At 50.9% G+C, this 24,720-nt stretch carries 20 protein-coding genes; 11 read left to right on the top strand and 9 right to left on the bottom strand.

Going from position 1 to position 24,720, the window contains the following annotated elements:
* Positions 1-56 precede the first annotated feature (56 nt).
* The 6 genes from secG to tamL all read right to left on the bottom strand — a co-directional run bounded on the left by secG (position 57) and on the right by tamL (position 7,881).
* Positions 57-461 (bottom strand): preprotein translocase subunit SecG, encoded by a 405-nt coding sequence (gene secG / locus ACYU87_RS17890; protein ID WP_461135449.1) that lies wholly within the window; start codon positions 459-461, stop codon positions 57-59.
* A gap of 73 nt (positions 462-534) precedes the next feature.
* Positions 535-1,371, bottom strand: coding sequence for a hypothetical protein (locus ACYU87_RS17885; protein ID WP_461135448.1), 837 nt, complete (start codon positions 1,369-1,371; stop codon positions 535-537).
* A gap of 87 nt (positions 1,372-1,458) precedes the next feature.
* Positions 1,459-1,995 (bottom strand): LPS assembly lipoprotein LptE, encoded by a 537-nt coding sequence (gene lptE / locus ACYU87_RS17880; protein WP_461135447.1) that lies wholly within the window; start codon positions 1,993-1,995, stop codon positions 1,459-1,461.
* Positions 1,985-3,364, bottom strand: coding sequence for a sigma-54 interaction domain-containing protein (locus ACYU87_RS17875; RefSeq protein WP_461135446.1), 1,380 nt, complete (start codon positions 3,362-3,364; stop codon positions 1,985-1,987). The genes lptE and ACYU87_RS17875 overlap by 11 nt, the downstream gene beginning before the upstream one ends.
* A gap of 53 nt (positions 3,365-3,417) precedes the next feature.
* Entirely contained in the window at positions 3,418-4,875 is a 1,458-nt protein-coding gene (miaB, locus tag ACYU87_RS17870; protein WP_461135445.1) for a tRNA (N6-isopentenyl adenosine(37)-C2)-methylthiotransferase MiaB, read from the bottom strand.
* Between the two features lie 300 nt (positions 4,876-5,175).
* Positions 5,176-7,881: a translocation and assembly module lipoprotein TamL gene (gene tamL / locus ACYU87_RS17865; protein WP_461135444.1), complete on the bottom strand. Its 2,706-nt coding sequence runs from the start codon at positions 7,879-7,881 to the stop codon at positions 5,176-5,178.
* On the opposite strand from tamL, the gene ACYU87_RS17860 reads away from it, so the two are divergent.
* The 10 genes from ACYU87_RS17860 (at position 7,880) to ACYU87_RS17815 (ending at position 20,347) form a co-directional block, all read left to right on the top strand.
* Entirely contained in the window at positions 7,880-8,641 is a 762-nt protein-coding gene (locus ACYU87_RS17860) for a TrmH family RNA methyltransferase (RefSeq protein WP_461135443.1), read from the top strand. The genes tamL and ACYU87_RS17860 overlap by 2 nt on opposite strands.
* A 68-nt stretch (positions 8,642-8,709) precedes the next feature.
* Positions 8,710-10,584 (top strand): cytochrome c peroxidase, encoded by a 1,875-nt coding sequence (locus ACYU87_RS17855; protein WP_461135442.1) that lies wholly within the window; start codon positions 8,710-8,712, stop codon positions 10,582-10,584.
* Between the two features lie 206 nt (positions 10,585-10,790).
* A complete protein-coding gene (locus ACYU87_RS17850; protein ID WP_461135441.1) occupies positions 10,791-11,669 on the top strand; it encodes a diacylglycerol/lipid kinase family protein in 879 nt (292 codons plus the stop codon).
* 569 nt (positions 11,670-12,238) lie between these two features.
* Positions 12,239-13,429 (top strand): argininosuccinate synthase, encoded by a 1,191-nt coding sequence (locus ACYU87_RS17845; RefSeq protein ID WP_461135440.1) that lies wholly within the window; start codon positions 12,239-12,241, stop codon positions 13,427-13,429.
* Positions 13,426-14,628 carry a glycosyltransferase family 9 protein gene (locus ACYU87_RS17840; RefSeq protein WP_461135439.1) on the top strand — a complete coding sequence of 401 codons (1,203 nt, stop codon included), beginning with the start codon at positions 13,426-13,428 and terminating at the stop codon, positions 14,626-14,628. Before ACYU87_RS17845 ends, ACYU87_RS17840 begins: the two co-directional genes overlap by 4 nt.
* The gene (gene argC, locus ACYU87_RS17835) at positions 14,625-15,611 is read left to right on the top strand and encodes an N-acetyl-gamma-glutamyl-phosphate reductase (protein ID WP_461135438.1); all 987 of its coding nucleotides are present in this window, start codon (positions 14,625-14,627) and stop codon (positions 15,609-15,611) included. The genes ACYU87_RS17840 and argC overlap by 4 nt, the downstream gene beginning before the upstream one ends.
* Positions 15,612-15,737: 126 nt before the next feature.
* Positions 15,738-17,585, top strand: a complete 1,848-nt coding sequence (locus tag ACYU87_RS17830; RefSeq protein ID WP_461135437.1) for an ABC transporter ATP-binding protein — start codon at positions 15,738-15,740, stop codon at positions 17,583-17,585.
* Positions 17,586-17,735: 150 nt separating this feature from the next.
* On the top strand, positions 17,736-18,266 hold the full coding sequence (locus ACYU87_RS17825) for an REP-associated tyrosine transposase (protein WP_461135436.1): 531 nt from the start codon (positions 17,736-17,738) through the stop codon (positions 18,264-18,266).
* Positions 18,267-18,420: 154 nt separating this feature from the next.
* Complete coding sequence (locus ACYU87_RS17820; RefSeq protein WP_461135435.1) at positions 18,421-19,029, top strand: hypothetical protein; 609 nt, start codon at positions 18,421-18,423, stop codon at positions 19,027-19,029.
* 94 nt (positions 19,030-19,123) lie between these two features.
* A complete protein-coding gene (locus ACYU87_RS17815) occupies positions 19,124-20,347 on the top strand; it encodes an OmpA family protein (RefSeq protein WP_461135434.1) in 1,224 nt (407 codons plus the stop codon).
* Between the two features lie 76 nt (positions 20,348-20,423).
* Here ACYU87_RS17815 and ACYU87_RS17810 read toward each other — a convergent pair whose 3' ends face one another.
* On the bottom strand, positions 20,424-21,806 hold the full coding sequence (locus tag ACYU87_RS17810; RefSeq protein WP_461135433.1) for a Gfo/Idh/MocA family protein: 1,383 nt from the start codon (positions 21,804-21,806) through the stop codon (positions 20,424-20,426).
* A gap of 54 nt (positions 21,807-21,860) precedes the next feature.
* On the bottom strand, positions 21,861-22,694 hold the full coding sequence (locus ACYU87_RS17805; RefSeq protein ID WP_461135432.1) for an NIPSNAP family protein: 834 nt from the start codon (positions 22,692-22,694) through the stop codon (positions 21,861-21,863).
* A gap of 249 nt (positions 22,695-22,943) precedes the next feature.
* Between ACYU87_RS17805 and ACYU87_RS17800 the strand changes: the two genes are divergently transcribed.
* On the top strand, positions 22,944-23,906 hold the full coding sequence (locus tag ACYU87_RS17800; protein ID WP_461135431.1) for an alpha-E domain-containing protein: 963 nt from the start codon (positions 22,944-22,946) through the stop codon (positions 23,904-23,906).
* Here the strand turns inward: ACYU87_RS17800 and ACYU87_RS17795 are convergent, their stop codons facing one another.
* Complete coding sequence (locus ACYU87_RS17795) at positions 23,907-24,695, bottom strand: queuosine precursor transporter (RefSeq protein WP_461135430.1); 789 nt, start codon at positions 24,693-24,695, stop codon at positions 23,907-23,909.
* Positions 24,696-24,720 lie beyond the last annotated feature (25 nt).

Raw genomic sequence — 24,720 nt, 5'->3', positions numbered from 1 at the left:
CAACAAAAAAAGCCGTGTTCAAAAGAGCACGGCTTTTTTTGTTGTAACGGCTAGGCTTACTTCTGCGGTGTCAACGCTGACGTCGATGCACCAGGTGTTTGTGCGCCGGGAGCCGCCTGGCTAGGGGCAGCGCCGTTGGCCGCGCTAGGAACCGGTGTGGGGGCTGCCGCGCCGGGTAACGTCTGGGTTTGTGCCCGATCGACGTTGGCGCTGTTGATACCGCCTACCTGCGTCCGGTCTATCATGATGTAAGAAGCCAGCGACAGGACCATTACGCCGATGCCAAGGCCCCACGTAATTTGCTCGAGCAAATCCGTCGTCTTCTTTACACCCATTAACTGATTGGAACCTAAGCCGCCAAATTCGCCAGCCAGGCCTCCGCCTTTTGAGTTCTGAACAAGTACAATTAGAATCAGAAGAACGGTGAGAATACAAATGATGACAATAGTTGCCGTTATCATGAAATCAGTAGCTACCGGATCGCCGGTGCGTTAAACAGGTAAGACAAATAGGTAACAGCGAATAGGAGTGGTTTCACGATTCAGTCGATCTCCCGTCCGCACTCGATAATTCGCTAATTTTTGCCGCAAAGTACGCCTTTTTTTCTGGGTTTTTCACCATCAGTTTTTCATAGATTTCCTGGGCTTTATCAAATTTTCCCTGCTTTTCCAGAATCTTGGCAAAACTTTCGGTTACCAAACCACCCCCAACGGGCTTTGTGCGTTTGGTTAAGTCTTCCTGCGTGTTGGGTTCCCCCAGCTTGGACCGCACGGGTGGGATACGGGGTTCTTTCTTGATGAAGCTATCGATCAGGTCTAACTGGCGCTGGCGCTCAACGTCGGCGGGGGAAAGCGCTGGCGGAGGGGGCGCTGCTTCCGCAATCTGCTCGAGATCATTTTGCAGATTTGTTTCGATCAGCGTCGGGTCTTCGGGGGTTGGCGTCGTGACCACAACGGCGGGTTGATCTGTCTGCCCCGGTAGCTTCAGCAGTGGTAACTTGGGAAAGCCGTTGCTGAGGCCCGCCTTTGATTTAAACAAAGCGTAACTCTCCTGCTGGTAATCGTCGGGAACCGGAACGTGCCTGGCCGAGAGTTCATTCAGCTTTGTCAGTAGGTTTTCTGACCATTGAAACTCATTCTCAATAAGTTTCCGCAGCGCATTTCGGCTCAGGGCATGAGCTGCAGCGTTGCGCACAAAAGAGACGGCCTGCCCCCGCTGATGAACCGAGGCTGCTTTGGCCGTTAGCGTGTGCAGGGTCTGGCAGTATGGATACGTAACCAAACTTTCCTGCAATTGCAGAAAGTCGGTAGGGGCAAGGTCATTGGGATGAGTGACCCAATAGGAGAACGTTTCTTTGTCGAGGGCGAGCATGGTCGAAAGTACGGATGAATCGGTCTGCCGACGCGGATGAATGATAAATGATTACTACGAAAAACGGCTGGCAGGTCATCGGTCAATTTACCAGTCGGCCGCTGTCTTGTTGAAAATATCCAGGACAATCTGATCCAGAATTCTGGGTACCAGGCGACTCTCGTTCTGGCTCAATGTCTGCCCCTGCGGGAAATCCTGATAGAACGAAAAGGATTGTTCAAAGTTTTTCGTTTCGTCCTTGTTGTTATAAAAACGGGCCAGAACGGTAATCTGTAGCCGGTTAACACCCGCCTGGTCCTGGGCTGTCGGAGCAACCGCCAGCAGATCGTAACCGGTGATGTTTCCCTCCAGAACCATATCCCCATTGTTAGGAACAACCTTCAGGTTTGTGTAACGCTGGTAATATTCTTTCAGTCGCTCGTTGAACGTGAGCGGCAGGTTAGCCGGTCCTCCCGCCGTTGCCAGCGTGAAGTTGTTGACCGTAACCGTTTTGATGGCGGGGGACAGGGTCGTACCCGTAAATGAGTACACCCCGCAAGACTGTATAAAGAACGATGAACTAAGAATAAGGCAAGATAACAGAATACGCATAAGTCGGCTGTTAATGGCTAATTTATTCTTCATCAATCTCATACTGTTTAATTTTCCGGTATAACGTGCGCTCCGATATACCGAGTGCCTGAGCCGCATATTTTCGTTTGTTGTTGTTGCGCCGGAGAGCTTTCAAAATCATTTCTTTCTCCTGTCGTTCCAGCGAAAGCGAATCATCTTCCTCTGTTTCATGGGTCACATCTTCTACTTCTGTCAGATCATTCACGTCGCCATCCACATCATCGTAGATCTGTACGGGCGGATGGCTGCCGTACGTTTCTGCGGCTGGGGACGTTGCTCTGGGTGGTGCCGTTTCGGGTCTGACGCTACCGTTAACGGGGGGTAGCAGCCGGGTTACGTTCGTTTCAGCCAATGGCCGGTTGTCTGTATCCGATGAGATTGAATCGAACAAGTCTTTGTGCGTATGAAGAATCTGTCCACTGTCCTGACCGTTGCCCATCAGCACATCGCGAACGAGCTTTTTCAGGTCATTCACGTCCCGGCGCATATCGAACAGCACTTTGTAGAGCAGATCCCGTTCCGAGAAGTCGGTACCCGCACTGCCGTTTGCCTGCGGAAACAGGGCTACGGTTCGGTTCGGTTGCTGCTGTTGCGGGAGATATTTCGATAAAATTTCGGGATCAATGGGTTTATTCTGTTCCGATTCCAGAATGGAAACCTGCTCGGCAATATTTTTTAGCTGCCGGATATTTCCCGGAAACGGGTACTGAACCAGCACCTGTTTGGCCGCATCGGTCAGTTGAAGGGGTTTTATGCGATACCGTTCGGCGAAATCGGTTGTAAACTTGCGAAACAGCAGTTCAATATCCATACCGCGTTCGCGCAGGGGTGGCACAAAAATGGGTACCGTGTTGAGTCGATAATACAGATCTTCCCGAAACTTCCCTTTCTCTACCGCATCCATCAAATTGACGTTGGTCGCGGCAACAACACGGACATCCGTCTTTTGCGTTTTCGATGACCCAACCCGAATAAATTCACCGTTTTCGAGCACACGAAGCAGTCGGGCCTGCGTGCCGAGGGGCATTTCGCCGATCTCATCCAGGAAAATAGTACCTCCGTTGGTCGTTTCAAAATAACCCTTCCGGGAGTCGACCGCACCGGTAAACGAGCCCTTTTCGTGGCCGAACAGTTCTGAGTCGATGGTGCCTTCCGGAATGGCTCCGCAGTTGATGGCAATGAATTGACCATGTTTACGGGCGCTCAGGCTATGAATGATCTTGGAAAATGATTCTTTACCACTACCACTTTCGCCTGTAATAAGTACGGTCAATTCGGTGGCGGCTACCTGCATCGCTACGTTAATGGCGTAGTTGAGGCCGGGCGCGTTACCAATTATGCCGAAGCGCTGTTTAACGCTTTGAATTTCCTGTTGATTCATAAAAGTTTACGGTTGCTGTAGTGTCGGCGGGGCCGCCCGCGCGGTGCCACGTATCAAACTACTTCGCCCCGTAATGTCGCCGATGTACACTCGGTCACTAATACATTGACATACTGACCTTTCTGATGGTCTCCTTTTGGGAAAACGACCATTTTGTTCTGGTCATTCCGGCCACAAAGGAATTCGTCGGACCGTTTGGACGGACCTTCGATCAGCACACGTTGTACCTGATTAATATGCCGCTGGTTGCGTTCGGCAGAATGACCAAGCTGACGGGCGATAATTTCGTTCAGACGACGTTTTTTGACGTCTTCCGGAATATCGTCGGCGTATTTTTTGGCCGCCAGCGTACCCGGCCGCTCCGAGTAGGCAAACATGTAGGCGTAGTCATAGCGCACATAGTCCATGAGCGACAATGACTCCTGGTGTTCCTCTTCCGTTTCGGAGCAGAAGCCGGAAATCACATCGGTGGATATACCACAATCCTCGCCCAGAATCTCGCGAATACGGTCAATCTTACCGATGTACCACGGCCGGTCGTAGGTACGGTTCATCAGCTTCAACACCCGGCTATTACCGCTCTGAGCGGGTAAATGGATGTAGTTGCAAATGTTGTCGTACCGGGCCATGGTGTGCAGCACATCGTCGGTAATGTCTTTCGGATGCGAGGTCGAGAAGCGAATCCGAAGGTCGGGATGAATTTGAGCTACCCGCTCGAGTAACCCGGCGAAGGTTGTCGTAGTAGACGTTGCTGACGCATCAATGAGTTCTCCCGTCTCGCTCCCCGCTTCTGCTATCCATTTGTAACTATCTACGTTTTGCCCCAGCAACGTAACTTCACGGTAACCCTGATCGAAAAGATCCTGGGCCTCGCGAAGAATGCTATAAGGATCGCGGCTGCGTTCGCGGCCCCGGGTAAAGGGCACAACGCAGAAACTGCACATATTATCGCAGCCACGCATAATCGAAACAAAGGCCGTTACGCCGTTGGAATTCAATCGGATAGGGGAAATGTCGGCGTAGGTTTCTTCGCGGGACAGAAAAACATTGACGGCCTTTTGGCCTGATTCGGCTTCTTCAACCAGTTTTGGAATGTCGCGGTAAGCATCCGGACCCGCCACAATATCCACGACTTTTTCTTCCTCAAGAAGTTTGGTTTTCAGGCGTTCGGCCATACAGCCAAGTATCCCGACCATGAGTTCGGGTTTCAGGCGTTTCAGGCCTATGATGTGCTTGAGCCGGTGCCGAACCTTCTGTTCAGCGTTGTCACGGATGGCACAGGTATTGAGGAAAATAACATCGGCTTCGGTGGCCGAGGAGGTTGTTGCGTAGCCTGCATTGCGCATAACAGCCGCGACGACTTCGCTATCGGCAAAGTTCATCTGGCAACCGTAGCTTTCGATATACAGCCGTTTTTTGCCGATAGCCAACTCATCTTCCGATGTACGGGGGAGGTCAATTTGCTCTTTGTCGGCGGGTTGCAGTATAGTCAGTTCGGGTATGAGCGTCATAATAGTCTGAAGTCGATGATTCTGAGCCGTTGATAATCAAGGTTCGTGAACCACTGTTTACTTATGAAGCCGTAAAATTACGAAGAAAGCCCCGATAATGCTGTCATTTTGGCAGTATTTGACGTTAAAATACCTTAACTGTAAGAACAGGTGATTCGCGTGCGAAAAAGCAGCACCAGCGTGGTATCTGTTTTTAATTAGTGTGAAGTCAGTTTCTTGAAACCTACTGTCTCTATAGCTCATGTCTTCGTGAGCTGTACAGACAATCTATTGTCTCAATGCCAACAGAAACAACGTTAATTAGAAAGGATAACCAATCCCGAAGTTGATCACCAGCGGATTGGCACCACTGGTCAACTTGCCCAGGGAAAATTCGGGAAGGATAAATCGTTTGTCTACCAACTCGTTCTTTGTCAGATCAATATAACGTCGGGCGGGGTCCCAGACTTTGATTCCCCCGTCGAAACGAACGACGAAAAAGGAGAAATCAAACCGTAGTCCGACGCCCGTACCAACCGCAATCTGGGGAAAAAAGGTATCGAACCGAAAAACAGAGCCTGGCCGGGAAGGGTTGTTGGTCAGTGTCCAGACGTTGCCGGCATCGACAAAAATAGCCCCATCTATGTCGGCCCCCAGGTGAAACAGGCGTCCGCGCAGTTCAGCAGACCCTTCGAGGAGTACATTGCCCGGCTGCTCGAACAGATAAATAAACTGGCCATTCGCTGAATTGATGGCCGGTACAGAGGGGTCGGTCTGGTAGGGGAATGCAGAACCTGGTCCCAGACGCCGGGGTAACCAGGCGCGGACGCTGTTGCTGCCTCCCGCGAAAAAGAATTTCTCGTAGGGAACCGGTCCGCCATCCGGGCCATACCCGTAGGCTACGCCCGTGTTAATGCGAAACGCCACGGTTGTGCGGTTCCGAATGGGGATGTAGTGACGAAAATCGATATTGCCCCGGAGAAACTTGTAGAACTGCAATCCGATGCCGGTCAATGTATCGCTCCAGCGAGAGACCGTTTTATCCGAGACCAAGTTGAGCGTTGTTCCACCCGATTCAATAACCGTGCGCAAAAAGTTAGCACGCCGGTTTTGCCCCGGAATGTTCGTGTTATACGTATAGGCAAAACTAAAGCTCGAACTCAACGAGCGCCGAAAACTCAGATAAACCGTACTGCCCTGCGCGGTTAAATCTCTCAGCTGCTGATTAAACGCTTCACTAATAACAGACACGCTACCATTTCCCGCATTGATGAGATTAATATCAGCAATCAGAAAGCTGAACTGTTTGGTCGGTGTCGTTTGCCAGGTATAAGCCATGCTAGCCCGTAGAAGCGACCGCCGGAAGTCGGGTCTGAATGTGTTATTAAAGCTTAAACTGATCTGGGTTCGGGGCGCAAATCGCCGGAATGCAAAGCGAATACGTCCGGGAAATAAAATTTGCGTAAATGTCAACGAACTGCTGATGCCTAATTCCTGAGATCTGTAAACCGTATTTTTAGGGTTGTTCGGGTCAGGAACAAAGCCGGTCTGCGCTTCAAGCCCATACCGGAGCGTGGTTTCAAATGTTTCCAGGCCACCAAACATATTGCGAACCCTGAATACTAAGCTACCAAAGCCGCCCGGATACCCGGCACCCTGATAAAGCAAGCCCGTAAAGCCACCCTCGGCCGTTGCTTCGTATTTGTCCAGTGGCGTGGCTGTGATCAGCGTTTTCAGCCGGCGATTGGTGGTGTCGACGAAATTGAGATTGACAAATTTGAACTGATTCAGCAGGAAGAGCTGCCGCTGGGTATCGCGGTAATTCGTCTGACTATACAGTTGATTGGGACGGAGCAGAATTTTCGAATCCAGCAGGCGTACGGATAAATTACGCCCACTGAGCAAATACCTGACGCCGTTGCGGTTCACCGTATCGAATTGGGTAACGGGCACAATGGGTATGTTTACGGCTCCTGTAGAATCGACGAGCCGATCAACCGGGGGAAGGGATTCGGCCGAACTGATCTGCATATCGACCTTCCCAATGTGGTAAATCGGGTGGGCCGACTGACCCGGCGGATTCATGATCTGAAGCGTTACATCGACATTGCGTCGCAACGAGTCGCCCGGTTCGAGACCCAAACGGAAACGGCGGTCATTGCCCCGGCGAACGGTATCGACATCGGTTGCCCGGACGTACTGCCGGGAGAAGGTGTAATAGCCCTGATCGCGCAGCAACGTTTCGATGCGGAGCCGCTCGCCCGACATGTTTTCGAAATCGAACCGATCACCTACCTGGAGCTTTGATTTATCGAATGATTGCCGAACGAGAGAGTCTACGCGCGGATCGGCAATTTCGTAAACGATATTTCGTAGGTAAAAGCCCGCATTTTCCGTAACCAAATAATTAACCCGAATCTGGCTTCGGCGCAGGGTATCAAGTTTATAGGCCGTTTTTGCGTTGAAAAAACCTTTGTCAGACAGGTATTTTTGCATCTTCGCGGCATTGGCCTGTGCGTCTTTTTCGGAGAAGTAGGAAGGTGGTTCGCCCAGGTTTCGCATAACCCAGTTTCCCTCTTCGGCTTTCTGACGAAGGCGCTTTAACTGGCGGCCGTAGCGCCGGTTTAACTTTTTAAGTTCCTGGGGTTGATTCGCGGCAAGCTGGCTTTGCTGTTCAAATTCGTTAGTTTTGGCCTGTAGGTTGCGTAACGCGGCATTCCGGTCGTACCGGCGCTGGCCGAGTTGGTACAGCCACAGTTGGGTTGTAATGGGCAGGCCAAGCAGTCGCCGGTTTGGTTTTTGTGGAATCAGGCTCAGTAAGTTTTCACTGGATACGCCCCGGTTTCCCCGTACCGTTTGTGCCGTGAGAATATATCCGTTTGTCTTCAGCTGTTTGGAGCTCAAACAGCCTGACAGGGAAACGATCAGCAGCAACAGACTTATTCGCGATGTAGCGTGTAGGGTAGATGATGCATAGCCCGCAAACCAATCATACACCTTACATCCTATATCATACATCTTGATCATGCTTTCTAAAAATAGACTTAAATATATCCAGTCGCTGCATCAGAAAAAATTTCGGCAGCAGCATGGCGCGTTTTTGGTCGAAGGAGCCAAGAGCGTTCAGGAAGTGTTGCAGTCCGATTTTCAGACGGAACTGCTCGTGGCAACTGAAGAATTTTACAAAGAAAACGCTCGCCTGACAGACCACCAACGAACGCCCGTCGAAATTGCCTCTGTGGCCGACCTCCAGCGGGCCGGTACCCTCGAAAGCAACAACGCGGCCCTGGCTGTGGTCAAAACGAAGGAGAACCGCCCCCTATTGGCTGAGCCCGATGAGATTGTCCTGATTTTGGATGATATTCGTGATCCGGGTAACCTGGGGACCATTCTTCGTATTGCCGACTGGTACGGTGTTCGTAAGGTACTGTGTTCCGAAACGACTGCCGATGTCTACAACCCGAAAGTCATTTCGGCCAGCAAAGGGTCATTTACGCGCGTAAGCTGGTGGTATGGCGATATCGAACCGGTATTACAGCAGTCGACGCAGGCTGTGTACGGCGCTTTTCTGGATGGTGAAGACGTTCATACACTGAACTTTGACCGATCAGGCTATCTGGTCATGGGTAATGAATCCAATGGAATCCGGCCCGGAACAGAGCCGTACATCACACAACGGGTTACGATCCCTCGCTACGGCGATGCTGAATCGCTCAATGTGGGCATTGCTACGGCTGTATTACTGGATAACTGGCAACGGAAAATCTCGGCTAATCGCGCTGTTTAATCACTATAGACCCGTTTCTATTTCACGATAACCATTCGCGCCATGAAGGCATCAAACAGGCTGCGTGTATGTACCGACTGATCAGCTTGCTTTTTCTGCTGGCGGCTAGTCTGGCTTTCCTGCCAACTGACGAAGGATCAGTTGGGCCGGTTGTTTACCAGCAGTTTAAGGCTGATAACGAAGCGTTTCAGCAACAGGTGCGTCAGCTAGCCGGGTACGTTGCCGCCGATGCGCCTACCGATTCACTACGGACAGCTTTCAAACGAAGCCGGCTGGCGTACAAGCGTCTCGAATGGCTACTGGCGTATTATGAGCCGTTTTTGGCGAGTCATGTTAATGGCCCCCCGGTGGTAGACGTTGACGGAACAGAACCGGGCCAAACGCCTATTCTACCAACGGGATTGCAAGTGGTTGAGCCATTTTTGTTCCCGACGTATGAACCCGCCCGAAAGGAAGATTTAACCCGCGAATTAACCGTCCTGCTATCCTACGCGTCTCGTCTGGAACAGGGCATTCCCGCCGATCAGTTAACGGATGCAAACCTGCTGGATGCCATGCGGCAGCAACTATTTCGGCTGCTGACAGCGGTACTTACGGGCTATGACGCTCCCGAAGCCAAAACAGGTCTGCTGGAAGCAGCCGCAAGTATTCGGATACTTCAGCATACCTTTAAACCGTATGCCAAACGCCTGTCCGCATCGAGCGCGGCCCAGCTTGATCAGCGTTGGGCAGAAGCGATTCACGTACTGGAAACGGCGTCTGATTTCGATGCATTTGATCGGGTCAGCTTTATCCGGCAACAGCTTTACCCACTTTGCCGGTCGCTGCAACAGGCCCGGCAGGCACTCGGCATTCCGGCCGCGACCACTAGCCGCTTTCTGTCGCCAACCGTTGCGACGCTTTCTGATTCGGGCGCTTTTCGGCCCGACTTTCTCATCAATTTCGGCGCATTTGCCAGCACCCCGCAGAAAGTAGCGTTGGGTAAAACGCTCTTCTTCGAGCCATTATTATCGGGAAATAACGCCCGAACGTGCGCTTCGTGCCACCAACCCGAACGTGCGTTTACCGATGGACAAAGCAAAAGCCGCTCATTCAGTAGCCGGCAGCGGGTGCTCCGCAACGCACCTACGCTTATTAATGCTGGTTTACAAAATGCGCAATTCTATGATTCTCGGGCGCTTTACCTCGAAGATCAGGCCCACGACGTACTCAGTAACGCGCACGAAATGCGTACATCGCCCGAAGACGTCGTGCAGAAGCTTGGGACCAGTACAGCGTATAAAAAGGCCTTCGCCGATGCTTTTCCCGCCGGGTTAACCGCGCCGAACGTGCGCAATGCGCTGGCGTGTTATATCCGTAGCCTGACGGGGTTACAGGCGCGACCTGATCGCTACTTGCGGGGCGAACCGGTGGCATTAACGGATCGTGAGCAACGGGGTTTTAACTTATTTCTGGGGAAAGCCCGTTGCGCCACCTGCCATTTCTTTCCGATTTATAATGGCTTTGTGCCACCCCAGTACGAAAAAACGGAGAGCGAAATCATTGGCGTACCGCTTCATCGACGAACACGACACGCCGAACTTGACACGGATCCGGGAAAGTACAACACGTATCAGAAAAACCTGCATCGGTTTGCCTTTAAAACCCCCAGTGTTCGGAATGTAGCCCTCACCGCGCCGTACATGCACAACGGTGTTTATCAAACGCTGGAACAGGTCGTTGATTTCTATAACCGGGGTGGCGGTCGGGGAATTGGTATTCAACTCGATGGGCAGACCTTGCCGGAAGCGGCCCTTAACCTGACTACCGGCGAGCAGAAAGCGCTGGTCGCTTTTTTGAGAACCCTGACGGACACAACGGGAATGACCCAGCGCCCCGCCCAACTACCGATTATTGATGCCAACACGTACTTAAATCGCCGGAAAGTGGGTGGTCGGTATTGACCACCCGGCTGTTAACTCAGGTGTATCTGGCTGCGTTGGTCGATACGAGCGGCAATCTGATTATCTTTGCGGCAGTTTTTCCGTAACAACAGATGAAAAGAGTTCGCAAATTCTATGACGACTATAAACCGTATATCTTCTCGGACGGTTGGTACTACGTGTTTATCGTCGTTTTTATTCTGATCATGTTTATCTTTTTTTCCTGAGTGGCGAATCGCTCGGCCGTTCTGGCCATCATAAACCCGCTGTCTGGCACAACCACCGTTGCCCAGAAAGCCCTGCTTCAGGATGCCTTCATGCGTCGGGCGGAGGCCCTTGGTTTTGCCCCGGAAGCCGTATTTACGACTCATCCTGGCCATGCTACCGAATTGGCAAAAGCCGCCGTTGAACGGGGCGTCAATCGGGTGCTGGCTATTGGGGGCGATGGTACGATCAATGAAACGGCCCAGGCGCTCCGGCGTTCGTCAACCGCGCTTGGTATTGTTCCCATTGGTTCCGGAAATGGGCTGGCCAGGCATTTGGGTATTCCGCTGGTTCCTGGCAAAGCCATTGAACGCGCGCTCAGCGGCCGACCCGTGGTAATTGACAGCGGTGAAATTAATGAACATCCTTTTTTCTGTACGGCTGGACTGGGTTTTGAGGCTTATGTAGCCCATGCGTTTGCCCAGCAACCCGTACGGGGGTTACCAACGTACATTCGTACGGCGTTTCAGGCATTCCGCCGGTACAAGGCCCATTCGTTCCGGATCAATGAACAGGAACGGACTGTCTTTTCGCTGACGTTTGCCAATGCCGGGCAGTTTGGTAATAATGCCTGGATGGCACCTACCGCCAACATCGCCGACGGTCGGCTGGAGCAATGCGAAATCCGCCCGTTTCCTGTGCAGGCAGCCGGTATGCTTACCTGGCGTCTGTTCAATAAATCGCTTAATGAGTCAGACTACTGGCGTGGGCAATCCATTACGAAAGCAACGGTGCAGGCTGAGGGTCCCTTACTGATTCACGCGGATGGCGAGCCGCTGACACTCGCGTCCGGCCGGGCCGACGTGCGGATCTTGCCGGGGAGCTTGCTGGTACTGTTGTAGAAGAGGACGCTTTTTTGTGCATTGACTGTTTGGATATTCTATAACCAACTCAGAATGACAAGAAAATCTTACGAAGAAATTTAAACGGATTCTATATTTATTTATTCTCTTCTCAAAGATTTAGACATAGCTCATTGTCAATTTCTTATCAGTTGATTTGACCAAACAAATGGAGATGACACCTGAAGAAAAAAAGCGTACGTAAAAGAAATAGCCAGACAGGGTTATGAAAGAGCAGCCCGTGCTGAAGAATTCTTCGATGACTTAGCCATCAAATCAGCAAAGTTGAAAGTTAATTTAAAAGGATTACGGAATGAACTGTCCGATAAGCTGGCGGAAAAGGCGCCTAAGGTTTGAGTTTGTTTGATGTCTTTTTTAAAGCTCCTGTCAGATACACTGAACAGGAGCTTTTTTATATACTCCCTATTTTATAATACCAGAGCACTAAAATTCCTTAATCGCGTATTATACGGTATTTCTATAGGCAACATAACGCCGAAAGACCGATATTTGCCCCGCAAAAACCATTCTGACAACAGGCGTAAAAGCGCCGGGTGTCCTTTCTTCAGATGTCTCAAAAAGTAGTTCTTGCCTTTAGCGGAGGTCTCGATACCTCCTTCTGCGTTAAATATTTGTCCGAAGACCGGGGCATGGATGTGTATTCGGTGCTGGTCGATACGGGCGGCTTCTCCGATGCCGAACTCAAAGCTATTGAGGAACGGGCGTACTCGCTGGGGGTAAAATCCCACGTGACGATCTCGAAAACGGACGACTACTATCAGCAATGCCTGAAGTTTCTGGTGTTTGGTAACGTACTGAAAAACAACACGTACCCGCTTTCCGTGAGTGCTGAACGGATTTTTCAGGCCATTGCTGCCGCCGAATATGCCCGTGAAATTGGCGCGTCGGCGATTGCGCACGGCAGTACGGGCGCAGGCAATGATCAGGTGCGTTTCGATATGGCGTTTCGGATCATCGCGCCTGATGCCGAAGTCATCACACCCATCCGCGATCTGCGTCTATCCCGCGAAGCCGAAATTGAATACCTCAAAGCCAAAGGCGTTGATCAGGAGTGGCACAAAGCAGCTTATTCGATCAACAAAGGCTTGTGGGGAACATCAGTTGGGGGCAAAGAAACCCTGACATCGGATCAGTTTCTGCCTGAATCGGCCTGGCCAACTCAGGTGACTAAAACAGAGCCGGAAACCATTACCCTCGTTTTCCAACACGGAGAAATTAAGGAAGTGGCCGGGGAGAAATTTGACAATTCGGTTGATGCAATCCGGAAAATCACCAAGTTGGCTGGCCCATTCGGTATTGGCCGCGACATTCACGTTGGTGATACGATTATCGGCATTAAAGGCCGGGTTGGCTTCGAGGCACCCGCACCGCTGATCCTGATTAAGGCGCACCACACCCTCGAAAAGCACGTGCTGGGTAAGTGGCAGCTGTACTGGAAAGAACAACTGGCTAACTGGTATGGTACTATGCTGCACGAAGGGCAGTTTATGGATCCCGTTATGCGGAACATCGAAACCTTCCTGGCTGATACACAGGCGCATGTATCGGGTAAAGTACATGTGCTGCTGGCTCCGTACCGCTTCCAGGTACTCGGTATCGAGTCAGACCATGACCTGATGTCGTCCGCATTTGGTTCGTATGGCGAAATGAACAATGCCTGGACGGGTGATGACGTACGTGGTTTCTCGAAAGTTGCTTCCAACCAGGTAATGATCTTTGAGAAAATTAACAATCAGTGATTGGTAAACCGAGGAAATATTGTGCGCCCCGCAGCGTGTCGTATCCCTTGCAGTTACTCGATGTAGCTGTCGATACCTACGCACGTGGCTATCATAAACGGCGAGAATCTGTAGAGGTCAGCGCCGAAACGCCCCGGTTTTTAGTGACAACGTCAGGACATCTGGGTGATGCCCTGACGTTGTCTTATTTATTCCCGCTGATTCAGCAAGCCTATCCTTCCTGCGAGATCGACGTAGTAGCCGGAGACTGGTGTGATCCCATTCTGGCCAATAATCCGTACATACGCCGGTTGATTCACCTCAATCACGCCAATACCAACCGCCGTTCGATCAGCAGATTCGCGAAGTGGCGTGATCACATCCGTACCACAAGAGCTGCTATTGAACTTTTAAAAAAGGAAACCTATACGGCATCCATAGACGTGCGGTTCTCGGATTCACCGATGCATTTTCTGATCCCCTCTATCCGGGTACAGAAAGCCGTTGGTTTTGGCTCCCGAGGATTCGGTGGTCTACTGGACGAAGAATTTTTCCTGCCCGATGGCGAGTTTCACCACCTGGATGTTATTCTGGACGTGCTGCGTGCTATTGGCGTGCAGGCTAGTTTGTCGGACGTTCAGCCGTACTTCAATTTCCAGGAAACTGCCCGCGTAACCGTTCGTCAGAAATTGCCGTTTCTGGCTGGCCGACCCGTGCTGGTTCTCTTTCCGGAAAGTGGGGAGGCCAGCCGTTTTCTGCCCAATAGTTTCTGGCGGCAACTGGCTGGCAAGCTACTCAACGAAACAGATTTCGTCCTGGTAGGGTGTGGCCAACTGCCACAGACAGCCCAATTGATGGATGAACTGGTCGAAGAGTACCCCGATCAGCGCGATCGGCTGCATAAAGCAGTGAATAGTTTGTCCTTATCGGAAGTAGCGGCTTTATCGGAGCTAGCGACGATTGCCTTTACGCTGGAATCGTTACCTGCTCATTTGTGTTCCATTTTCTGTCCAACCGTTTCTTTTTTCAAAAACGGTACGGGCTTACAGTTTTTTCCTCTGGCAAACTACCCAGAACTAGTATTTCATAACCACCAATTCAGCCGTGATTTGACCATTGACCGACCTGGTTTTACGAGTGTTTATGTTGAGCAGTTCAGCGAAGATGTAGTAAACCAGGCGCTGACGTGGTTGCAAATGACCGTTGTCAAGAAAGCATGACAGATAAAATTTCAGTAGGTATAATTGGCGGAGCGGGTTATACAGGAGGTGAGCTGCTGCGTATCCTGATCAATCATCCATTTGTCGATGTAGCGTTTACGCACAGCAACAGCCAGGCGGGTAAACCGGTCTGGTCAACGCATACCGACCTGCTGGGCGACACCGACTTGACGTTCTCAGGTCAGGAAATAGGTGAATTATTAGCTCAGGAAGGTCTGGATGCTATCTTTCTTTGCTCAGGGCATGGCGCTTCGGCTACTTTTATGGCCGATCACGATGTCTCCGACGATATCGCTGTCATTGACCTGAGTGCCGATTTTCGGGATGAGCACGATGATTTTGTGTATGGTCTACCGGAACTCAACCGGGAGCGCATTCAGGAAGCGATGCGCATTGCCAACCCCGGCTGTTTTGCCAGTAGCATTCAACTGGCTCTGTTACCCCTTGCGAAAGCCGGAACGCTCACCGCCGATGTGCAGGTAAGTGCCATTACGGGCAGTACGGGTGCGGGGCAGGCGCTGGTACCGACAACGGGTTTCACGTGGCGGAACAACAACGTATCTATCTATAAAGCCTTCTCGCACCAGCACCTGGCTGAAATTCGGCAGAGTATAAATCAGCTTGATCCGGCGTTCAGTCACGCGATTAATTTTGTGCCGTACCGGGGCGATTTCACCCGTGGCATCATGGCCAATGTGTACACGCCATTTACCGGAACCTTGGATGAGGCAAAGGCTTTGTACCGCACGTATTACGAAGCGCATCCATTTACACACCTCAGCGATGCACCGGTGGATGTAAAACAGGTAGTAAACACAAACAAATGCCTGCTTCATCTGGAAGTGCATGATGGACAGTTGCTGATTACGAGCGTTATCGACAACCTGACAAAAGGGGCGTCGGGTCATGCCGTTCAAAATTTGAATCTTGTTTTCGGATTGCCTGAGGATACCGGATTACGCCTTAAATCGGTGGCGTTCTAACCAGCGGGGTGCGTCCGTTTAGCGTTGGCTAACGGGCAATTTCAGTTATTTCTTTTACCCGGGTCAACGGGGGACTTGTCCATCAAAACGATGAACTAATCCCCCGTTGACCTTGTCTTTTTAGATATGGCAAAAAAAGAAATTCCACACGCTGCCCCGGCCAATACGAAGGAAGAGGTAAGCTGGCGTGAACGCTTTGCTGCGCTGGGCAACCTGCCTGCATTTTTTAAGTTAGTCTGGGCCGTTTCTCCTGGCTTGTTTCTTGGCAATGCGGCACTGCGCCTGATTCGGGCGGCCATTCCGGCGGCAACCTTATACGTCGGCAAACTAATTATCGATCAGGTTGTTGGCCTCTCCCGGCAAACTACCGATGACCCGAATTACATCTGGTGGCTTGTTGGCGCTGAATTTAGTTTAGCTATTCTGTCAACGGCTCTGGCCAGAGCCGTTGCTCTTATGGACGGACTATTGGGCGACCTGTTTGCCAACCGGATATCCATCCAGCTGATGGAACATGCCGCTACGCTGGACCTGGAGCAGTTCGAAGACGCTACGTTTTACGACAAGCTAGAGCGGGCCCGACGCCAGTCCTCCGGCCGAACGGTGCTGCTGTCGGGTGTGTTCGGGCAGGTTCAGGAATTGATTTCGGTGGGTTTCCTGGCGGCTGGTCTGGCGGTTTATAACCCGTGGTTGTTGCTGCTGATTCTGGTGGCGGTTACCCCATCTTTCATCGGCGATAATTATTTCAACCAGCGCAGTTATTCACTGTCCCGTTCCTGGACACCCGAACGGCGCGAACTCGACTATCTCCGCTTCATCGGAGCCAGTGATGAGACGGCCAAGGAAGTCAAGATCTTTGGCTTGTCTGACTTTCTGATTAATCGCTTCCGGTCGCTGTCCTGGGAATATTACATGAAAAACAGGTCCATCGCTATCAGCCGGGCCGGGTGGGGAACACTCCTGACGGCGCTGGGCACGGCGGGTTACTACGGCGCTTATGTCTGGATCGTGATGCGGGCGGTTAGTGGTCAGATTTCGTTAGGCGATCTGACATTTCTGGCCGGGTCATTTCGGCAGGTACGCGCGTCACTGGAGGGCATTTTACTTCAGTTCAGCAGCCTGACTCAGGAAGCTATTTACCTACAGGATCTGTTCGATTATTTCGCCATTAAGCCGCTGATTCATTCACCCGACACGACGCGCGCTTTTCCAAACCCGATCCGTGAAGGATTCGTATTTGAGAACGTAGGTTTTAAATACACAAACTCGGAGCGTTGGGCACTGCGAAACCTCTCGTTTACGCTTCAGGCCGGCGAAAAACTGGCGCTCGTCGGCGAAAACGGGGCCGGCAAAACAACCCTTGTCAAGCTACTGGCCCGACTCTATGATCCGGCCGAAGGACGGATACTGCTCGATGGGTACGATCTGCGGGAGTACGATCTGATGGCGTTACGGCGTAATATTGGCGTTATTTTTCAGGATTATACGCGATTCAAAATGTCGGCCGGAATTAACATTGCCGTTGGTGATATTGATGAACGAACGAACCAGCCACGCATTGAAATGTCGGCGCAACGGAGTCTGGCCGATACGGTCATTGCCAAACTGGCCGGAGGGTACGACCAGCAACTTGGTCGTTCGTTCGGTAAGGGTGTTGAACTGTCGGGCGGGGAGTGGCAAAAAGTTGCCCTCGGCCGGGCTTACATGCGGGATGCCCAACTGATTATACTCGATGAGCCCACGGCCGCGCTCGATGCCCGCGCCGAGTATGAAGTTTTTCAGCGTTTTGGTACCTTAACCGATGGTAAATCGTCCGTCATTATCTCTCACCGGTTCAGCACCGTTCGCATGGCCGACCGAATTCTGGTGCTGGAAAATGGCACGCTGCTCGAAATTGGAAGCCATTACGAACTTTTGGAAAAAGACGGCCGTTACGCCGAGCTGTTTGGCCTGCAGGCCAGAGGGTACCAATAGTTAAGATGAGATGGCGCGAGGCTCCAGCCTCGTGTCTGCTATTATCCGGCCTCCGGCCGATTTAAACAACTACCGGCCAGAGGCCGGGTAATATTGGGCACGAGGCTGGAGCCTTGCGCCATCTATGCCACCACCATCTTAAATTTTGTTATGTCGGAGAAGTACAAATTTTACAAAGACGGTTTGTTCTTTGTAACGCTTACTATTGTGGGTTGGATCGATTTGTTTACCCGCAAAGAATACTGCGATGAGATCATTCTTAATTTGAACGTTTGTATCGCTAAGAAGGGTTTGCGTATCTATGCTTTTTATATCATGCCGAGCCATATACACATGGTTTGTGATGTGGAGTCGGGTGAAGTTGGTCCGATCATGCGTGATTTCAAAAGTTATACCGCCAAGCAGTTGCTTCGTCTTATTCAGGAAAAGAGCGAAGAGAGTCGTAGAGACTGGCTATTGTATTTATTCCGGTACTTTGCGAAACAGAAAATAAACAACTCTGAATTTCAGGTTTGGCAACATGGAAATCACCCGATTGGTCTGGAATCGAATCGTTGGATTGACCAGAAAATAGAGTACATTCATCAGAACCCAGTTAAAGCTGGGCTGGTCAATGAACCACAAAATTATATTTATAGCAGTGCCAATCCGGGTACAATGTTGAAGCTTAGCCCTTACTAGCAGATCAAGATGGCGCGAGGCTTCAGCCCCGTGTTTAGTATTATCCGGCCTCTGGCCGGTTTGTAAAAACATGAAAAACATATCGGCCAGAGGCCGGGTAATATTGGGCACGAGGCTGGAGCCTCGCGCCATCTCATACATCACAACTTAACTTATGAAAAAACACTTGATTTTCTTCGCTTTACAGGCTGTAGTCGTTACTAGTATAGCACAGACGCCCATAATACCAGCCGCCGATATTCAGATAAAGACGGCTGTACTGGCCGCCCCGGCCGATAAGCGCGATGGGGCTACGGTGTATGGCTATTCTGACAAGAATCAGTTTGTCGTGTTGCGAAAGGGAACGAATGAGCTCGTCTGCCTGGCCGACGATCCGGCTCAAAAAGGCTTGAGCGTGTCGTGCTACCACCGCAATTTGGACCCATTTATGGAACGGGGGCGGGTATTGAAACAAGCGGGTAAGAAGCCCACCGAAATCCTGGCCATGCGCGAACAGGAGGTAAAGGCAAAAAAGTTAGTCATGCCAACGCATCCGTCGACGTTGTTTTCGTATACCGCAAAGGATGAAAACTATAACATGGCGACCGGCGACGTTACCGATGGATACCTGCGTTATGTTGTGTATATACCATACGCTACGGCCGAAAGTACGGGTTTGCCTCTAAAACCTGAAGCGCCGGGTATGCCCTGGATTATGGACCCCGGTACGCACCGGGCACACATTATGATCAATCCGCCCGTATCGACCACGGTTGCTCATTAATCTGGATTGGGTAATCGGGTGCACACCGTCGACGGTCGAAGTGGCACCGCGAAAGTGAGTTGAACGAGAGACGTTGTAAAAAGCAAGACTACCCATGAGCAGGCAATTTGTAACCCGGTACAACGAAAAAGCGTTGCTGACACTAATTGTGTATGTTCTGCTTGCTGGCTCGGGTGTGGTTCGAAGTCAGGTTATTGATTACTCGCGCATCAAAGCCTCGGGAAATGTTCGTAAACCGGCGCTGGCACCGATGGGGTCAGCCGATACGGCACGAAAAAACAAGCCCAGTATATTAACTATCAAAGTCTTTTCGGGGGATATCAGCAAGCCACTGACATCGGCTTTTGCCGTTATGACATCACGGGTCACCAACCGAACCGAACGTGTTGATATAGCCAACGGACAACTGACACGTGTGTTCGAAAAGCCTGACAACCTGTCTATTGAAGTGAGTGCGGCCGGGTACAAGTCTGCCCAGCGGACGATGGTCATTGCTTTATCTCCTCAGGGTAATCGGTATGAGTTCGACGCTCAGCTGGATCGGATGGGCATCGGGCTGACTGTGTCGGCAGTGGATAGGAGTACGAACAAGATTATCCCCGATGTTCGTTTCACGATCAGTGGCAAAAGTAGTGGCGTAACATCCATGACACTCACACCTGATGCAACCACTGGTTTATCTAAGGTAGAGCTGCCGAGTAAGGGAACCTACATAGTGAGCAGCCAGGCAAAGGGATACGCTGACTTCATGAAGCCGATAAAGCTGGATAGTGCGCAGAATGAAGCACGGTTTATTTTAACCGCCAATCCAAAACCAGAAGTGGCTAAGCCGCAATCATTACCGGAGGTACTGGTCGCAGCTAGTGTGAGTCCACCGGGTCCACCGGTTGATAGGGCTCCAATACCCGTACCGGTAATCAAAACGCCCATTTCGGCATCTGCATTGGTGGCAAAACAACCCTTTGGCCTGATCGAAAAAGGGAAACCTGTTCGGTTAAACGATATTTACTTCGATCAAAGTAGTCCCGTTCTGCGTCCCGAATCGTTTCCTGAACTGGACCAACTAACCGCCATGCTGCTGGCTGATCCAGCGGTGCAAATCGAGATCCGGGGGCACACGGATAATCAAGGCGATTTTGATCTGAACGTAAAGCTTTCGCGGGATCGGTGCCAGGCAATTGTTGATTATCTGGTTGCCAAAGGCGTTCAAAAAACACGCTTAAAAGCGGTGGGCCGCGGGCCAATTGATCCGATAGCACCTAATAACACCGAAGAGAACCGCCGGAAAAATAGGCGCGTGGAGTTTACGGTGCGTTGAACAGAAGGTTGTTGAACGTACTGATTGGGCGATTTTAAGCCGGAATCAGTACGTTCGTAACAAATCCCTGGCGCGGTCAGGCGGTTGGTTCAGGTCCTCGAAAGGCATCTTTTTTGCCCACCGCAGGTAGTTTGACGGGTTTGCCCTCCCGTGCCGACTGATAAATAGCCTCCATAATTTTCTGATCCTGTAGACCTTCTTCGCCTGGCGTAAAGGGTACCTTATTTTCCAGTAAACAGTCCGAAAAGTGATCCATTTCAGTAGCGAAATGGTCTTTGTCGGCAATTTTGTGTTGGATGATCTGGTTTTCTGTTCCTTCGGCACGACTGGTTTCTAATTGCAAACCTGTGTACGGAAAAGCGGGGTCCATTTTGATCCAGCCCGTATCGGCCATTACTTTATAACTCTTTTCGTCGTGATGGCCGTAGCTGGTTGCACAACTGGCCTGCACACCGCTCGGAAACTTCATCATCCAGTTGACCTGCTCTTCAACTTCTTTAAACCGAGGATCGTTCGGTGTACTGTGTACGTAAGCCACTACTTCCGAGGGCTCCTCGCCGAGCACAAACCGGATTGTGTTCAGGCAATACAGACCTACGTCGGGCAAAGCACCACCACCAGCCAGTGCTTTGTTAAAACGCCAGTGTTTAGGATTGTCCGAGTTCTGACCATTGTTGGCCATGATGCTTTTTACTTTGCCAAACTGCTCTTTCCGGACCATGTCGCGCACCATCTTGTTGTGCGGTTCGTACTGAATCCGGTACGCAATCATTAGCTTACGGTCCGCTTTTTTACAGGCGTCGATCATGGCCTGGCATTCCTGCGCCGTATTGGCCATCGGTTTTTCGCAGAGAATGTGCTTGCCTGCCTGCGCCCCCCGAATGGTGTACTCCGCGTGCATGCCATTCGGCAACACAATATAAATGGCCTGAACATCTTTGTTATCCCGCAGTTTGTCGTAATCGGCGTAACTGTAGCAGCTCTCTTTTTTGATACCATACTGGGTGGCCACCTTCTGCATTTTTTCGGGGCTACCACTCACCAGAGCCACGACTTTCGATTTTGTACATAGTCCGAAAGCCGGTAAAATCTGGTTGAGAGTCAAGTGACCCAGCCCGACAAGTGCGTACCCAATTCGCTTGTCTTCGGCCATCGGCGTCGGTGTTGGGCCTTCCTGCTGTTCCGTTTTAGCTTTAATCTGCTCCAGCTCAATGGGCTTGGTCGAGTCGGCGGGTATGTCGGCGGGTGGTGATGTGGCGGGTAATTTAGGGACCGGCCCGCTGGGCGTGCTGGCTGTTGACTGCGTCGTGCTGGCCGCTTCCGGCTTTTTGTCGCACGATGCCAGAGTACTTCCCAGGGCACCAATGGCCAGACTGCGGCCTGTTAATTGCAGGAAGTCCTGACGAGACAGGGCTGAATTCCCGGTCAGGTTAGTCACTAAATGATCAATCGATTTCATAACGTCGCTTATTTACGTCAGAAACCGATTGTCGGAAGGGGTTGTTTAGTCTATTTATTTAATCGGCGAATAATCCGTCGGTTTCATGTAAACAGACTCCACTTTGGTTGTCAATGGGCCATCTTTCTCTGATTCTGCTTTGGCAGCCACCCATTTAGGGTCTTTTCTGAACTCGTCAAAATGCTGTTTGCCTTCTGCTTCGCTGGGATGGGCCAGAATGTAAACCAGCTTTGGCGATGCGGCAGAGGCTTGCCCGCTGCCACCTTTCTCTTCCGTAACCCAATAGGCCACATTCGTCATGCCGTGTTTACTGAACAGCTTGATCGTGTGATCACGGAACCGGGTTAATAGGTTGGGTAGTTTGCCGGGTGCTGGCGTGTAGGTACGCAGCTCGAACGTCCGCTCGGGCGATTTTTGCGCCAACTTGAGCTTGGGCGATATATCGGATTCGGTCATGAAGATTTGATCGACGTGGTCAACCAGTTTGCCGTTTGCTTCGGTCTTCGCCACTACCGCCTTCCACTCAGGATCGCTGCCGAAAGCCTTCCAGGAAGCATCACGGGCTTCCCGGCTTGGATAGGCCAGAATGTAAATTAACTCTTTGCGGGACGTGTCGGTGGGTGTCCAGTAGCCGATATTTTCCATGCCGTGTTTCTCAAAAATCTTAGTTGTATACTGACGAAAACGGTCGACTATTTCCGCGTATTTTCCCGGAGTCGGGTAGTAAATACGAACTTCATAAAATTTAGAGCTGGGCGCGGATTCACCGGGCGAAGTCAAGTCGGACATAGATTCTTTAAACATTACTGACTTTCTAGTAGGCGACGCGAAGGTAGCTGTGCAGAAAAGTAGGCTAACCAGAAATAGTGAATATAGTCTGTCTGTCATAATATTGCAGCGAGGAAATAAAGAGTGTTTCAGACAGAGAAGGGGTTGAGACCGTTTTTCTAACCTCATTACGAACGTAAAAAGAATTTTATTCTCATCTATACCGATACTGTTTGTGTAAAGAAAAACTCTTGTTCGTGTTCTTAGTTATTTGGCTATGAATATATAGTTTTCTATATTTTGCTATTACACCGAAGAAATGCCTTATTTTTGTTGGTCATACATCGTTTTTACCCAATTTTATACTTTATGCTGAGTCGTGTTGCCAACTCTGTTTACTGGATGCATCGATACATTGAGCGGGCCGAAAATTACGCCCGTTTTATGAGTGTAAATTTCAATCTGGCTCTCGACTTGCCACCTAATGTAGACCAGCAATGGGAGCCGCTGCTGATTGCTACCGCCGACCACGATCTGTTTACCAAGTATTACAAGCAACCCACCCGGGAGAATGTCATTCAGTTTATGACCTTCGATAAGCGTAATCCGAACTCCATTGTGACATGTTTGAGCTACGCCCGGGAAAATGCCCGCACCATCCGCGAAGTTATTTCGAAGGAAATGTGGGAACACCTAAACCAGTTCTATCTGATGGTGCGCGACACGTCGCCACAGCAGCCGTGGGGTGAGACCCAGACCCAGACTTTCTTTACCGAGATTCGGAACAGCGTTCAGCTTTTCTACGGCATTATCGACGCCACGATCACCCGAAACGAAGCCTGGCATTTTGGCCGGTTGGGTCGCTTCCTGGAACGCGCCGATAAAACCTCCCGCTTCCTGGATGTAAAATACTTTACGCTGTTGCCGCAGATTGATGCCGTCGGGTCCACGATCGATCTCATGATCTGGTCAGCGGTGCTCAAGTCGGTCAGCGCCTATAACATGCACCGCCAGCAATACCGGTCGCTGACACCGTCGAGTATTGTCGAGTTTTTGATTCTGGACAAAATGTTTCCACGCTCGGTAGCGCACTGCATCCGGCAGGCGGAGTTGTCGCTCTACGAGATTTCGGGGAACAACATTACGAGTGGTTTTGGCAATTCGGCGGAACGGTCGCTCTCCAAACTCCGGACAGAAATCGAGTTTACCGAGACCTCGGATATTTTCCAGTCGGGTCTGCATCAGTACCTCGATAATTTTCAGACGAGAACCAACGAGATCGGCAGCGCCATTTTCGAAACCTACTTCGATTTGAAACCGATAGAGGTGTAGTTACATGAACGAACTCATGGCTGATTCATTGGCTAGTTCTTCGGCATGTTCCTTCCCTAAATACCGATCAATGAAGTAATGCGCCACGTAAAGCAGGGGCGTCAGCACAATGGCTGATGTGGCCTTGTAGATGTAATTGATTATTCCAACGGCCAATACCTGCGTGAGTGACCAGTTTCCGAAAACGTAAAAGGCAATACCCAGCACAACGAACGAGTCGACAAGCTGGGAGACCAGGGTTGACCCCGTGGCACGTAGCCAGATCAGCCGGGTGCCGGTAATCTTTCGGAGCGAGTGGAACACGTAAACGTCCAGAATTTGCCCGATCAGAAAGGCTGTAAGTGAGCCAATAATAATGCCCAGCCCCTGCCGGAAGATCATCTGAAAGGCGTTGTTAATGTTAATGGGATTCCCGGCCGAATCGCTGGCGTTCACATCGAGCCAGAATTGGGCCGGGGGCAGGTTGGTAACGGCGTAAATGATCAGAAAGCTAAAACCAACAAAGCCTGCCGTCAGAAAGGAAATTCGCCGGACACCTGCCTTGCCAAAATACTCGTTGATGATATCGGAGGTGATAAAGACAAACGGCCAGATAACAGCGCCCGCCGTCAGGTTAAAATCAAGAATAAAATCACTGAACAGGTGTATCTGAGCTGGTTTGGTTCCCAGCAGGGCTTCAACCGAGAAAATCTTAACGCCAATAATTTCGGCAATGAGCGCATTGGTCAGAAACACCGCACTGAGGAAAATATAAAGATTGGTGCGTTTATCGGTAAAAGAAGAGGCCATGAAGTTTTGTCTTTTGTGGGGTAAA

It is taken from the genome of Spirosoma lituiforme, from assembly GCF_054776635.1.
This window is presented reverse-complemented; position numbering and strand designations above follow the sequence as displayed.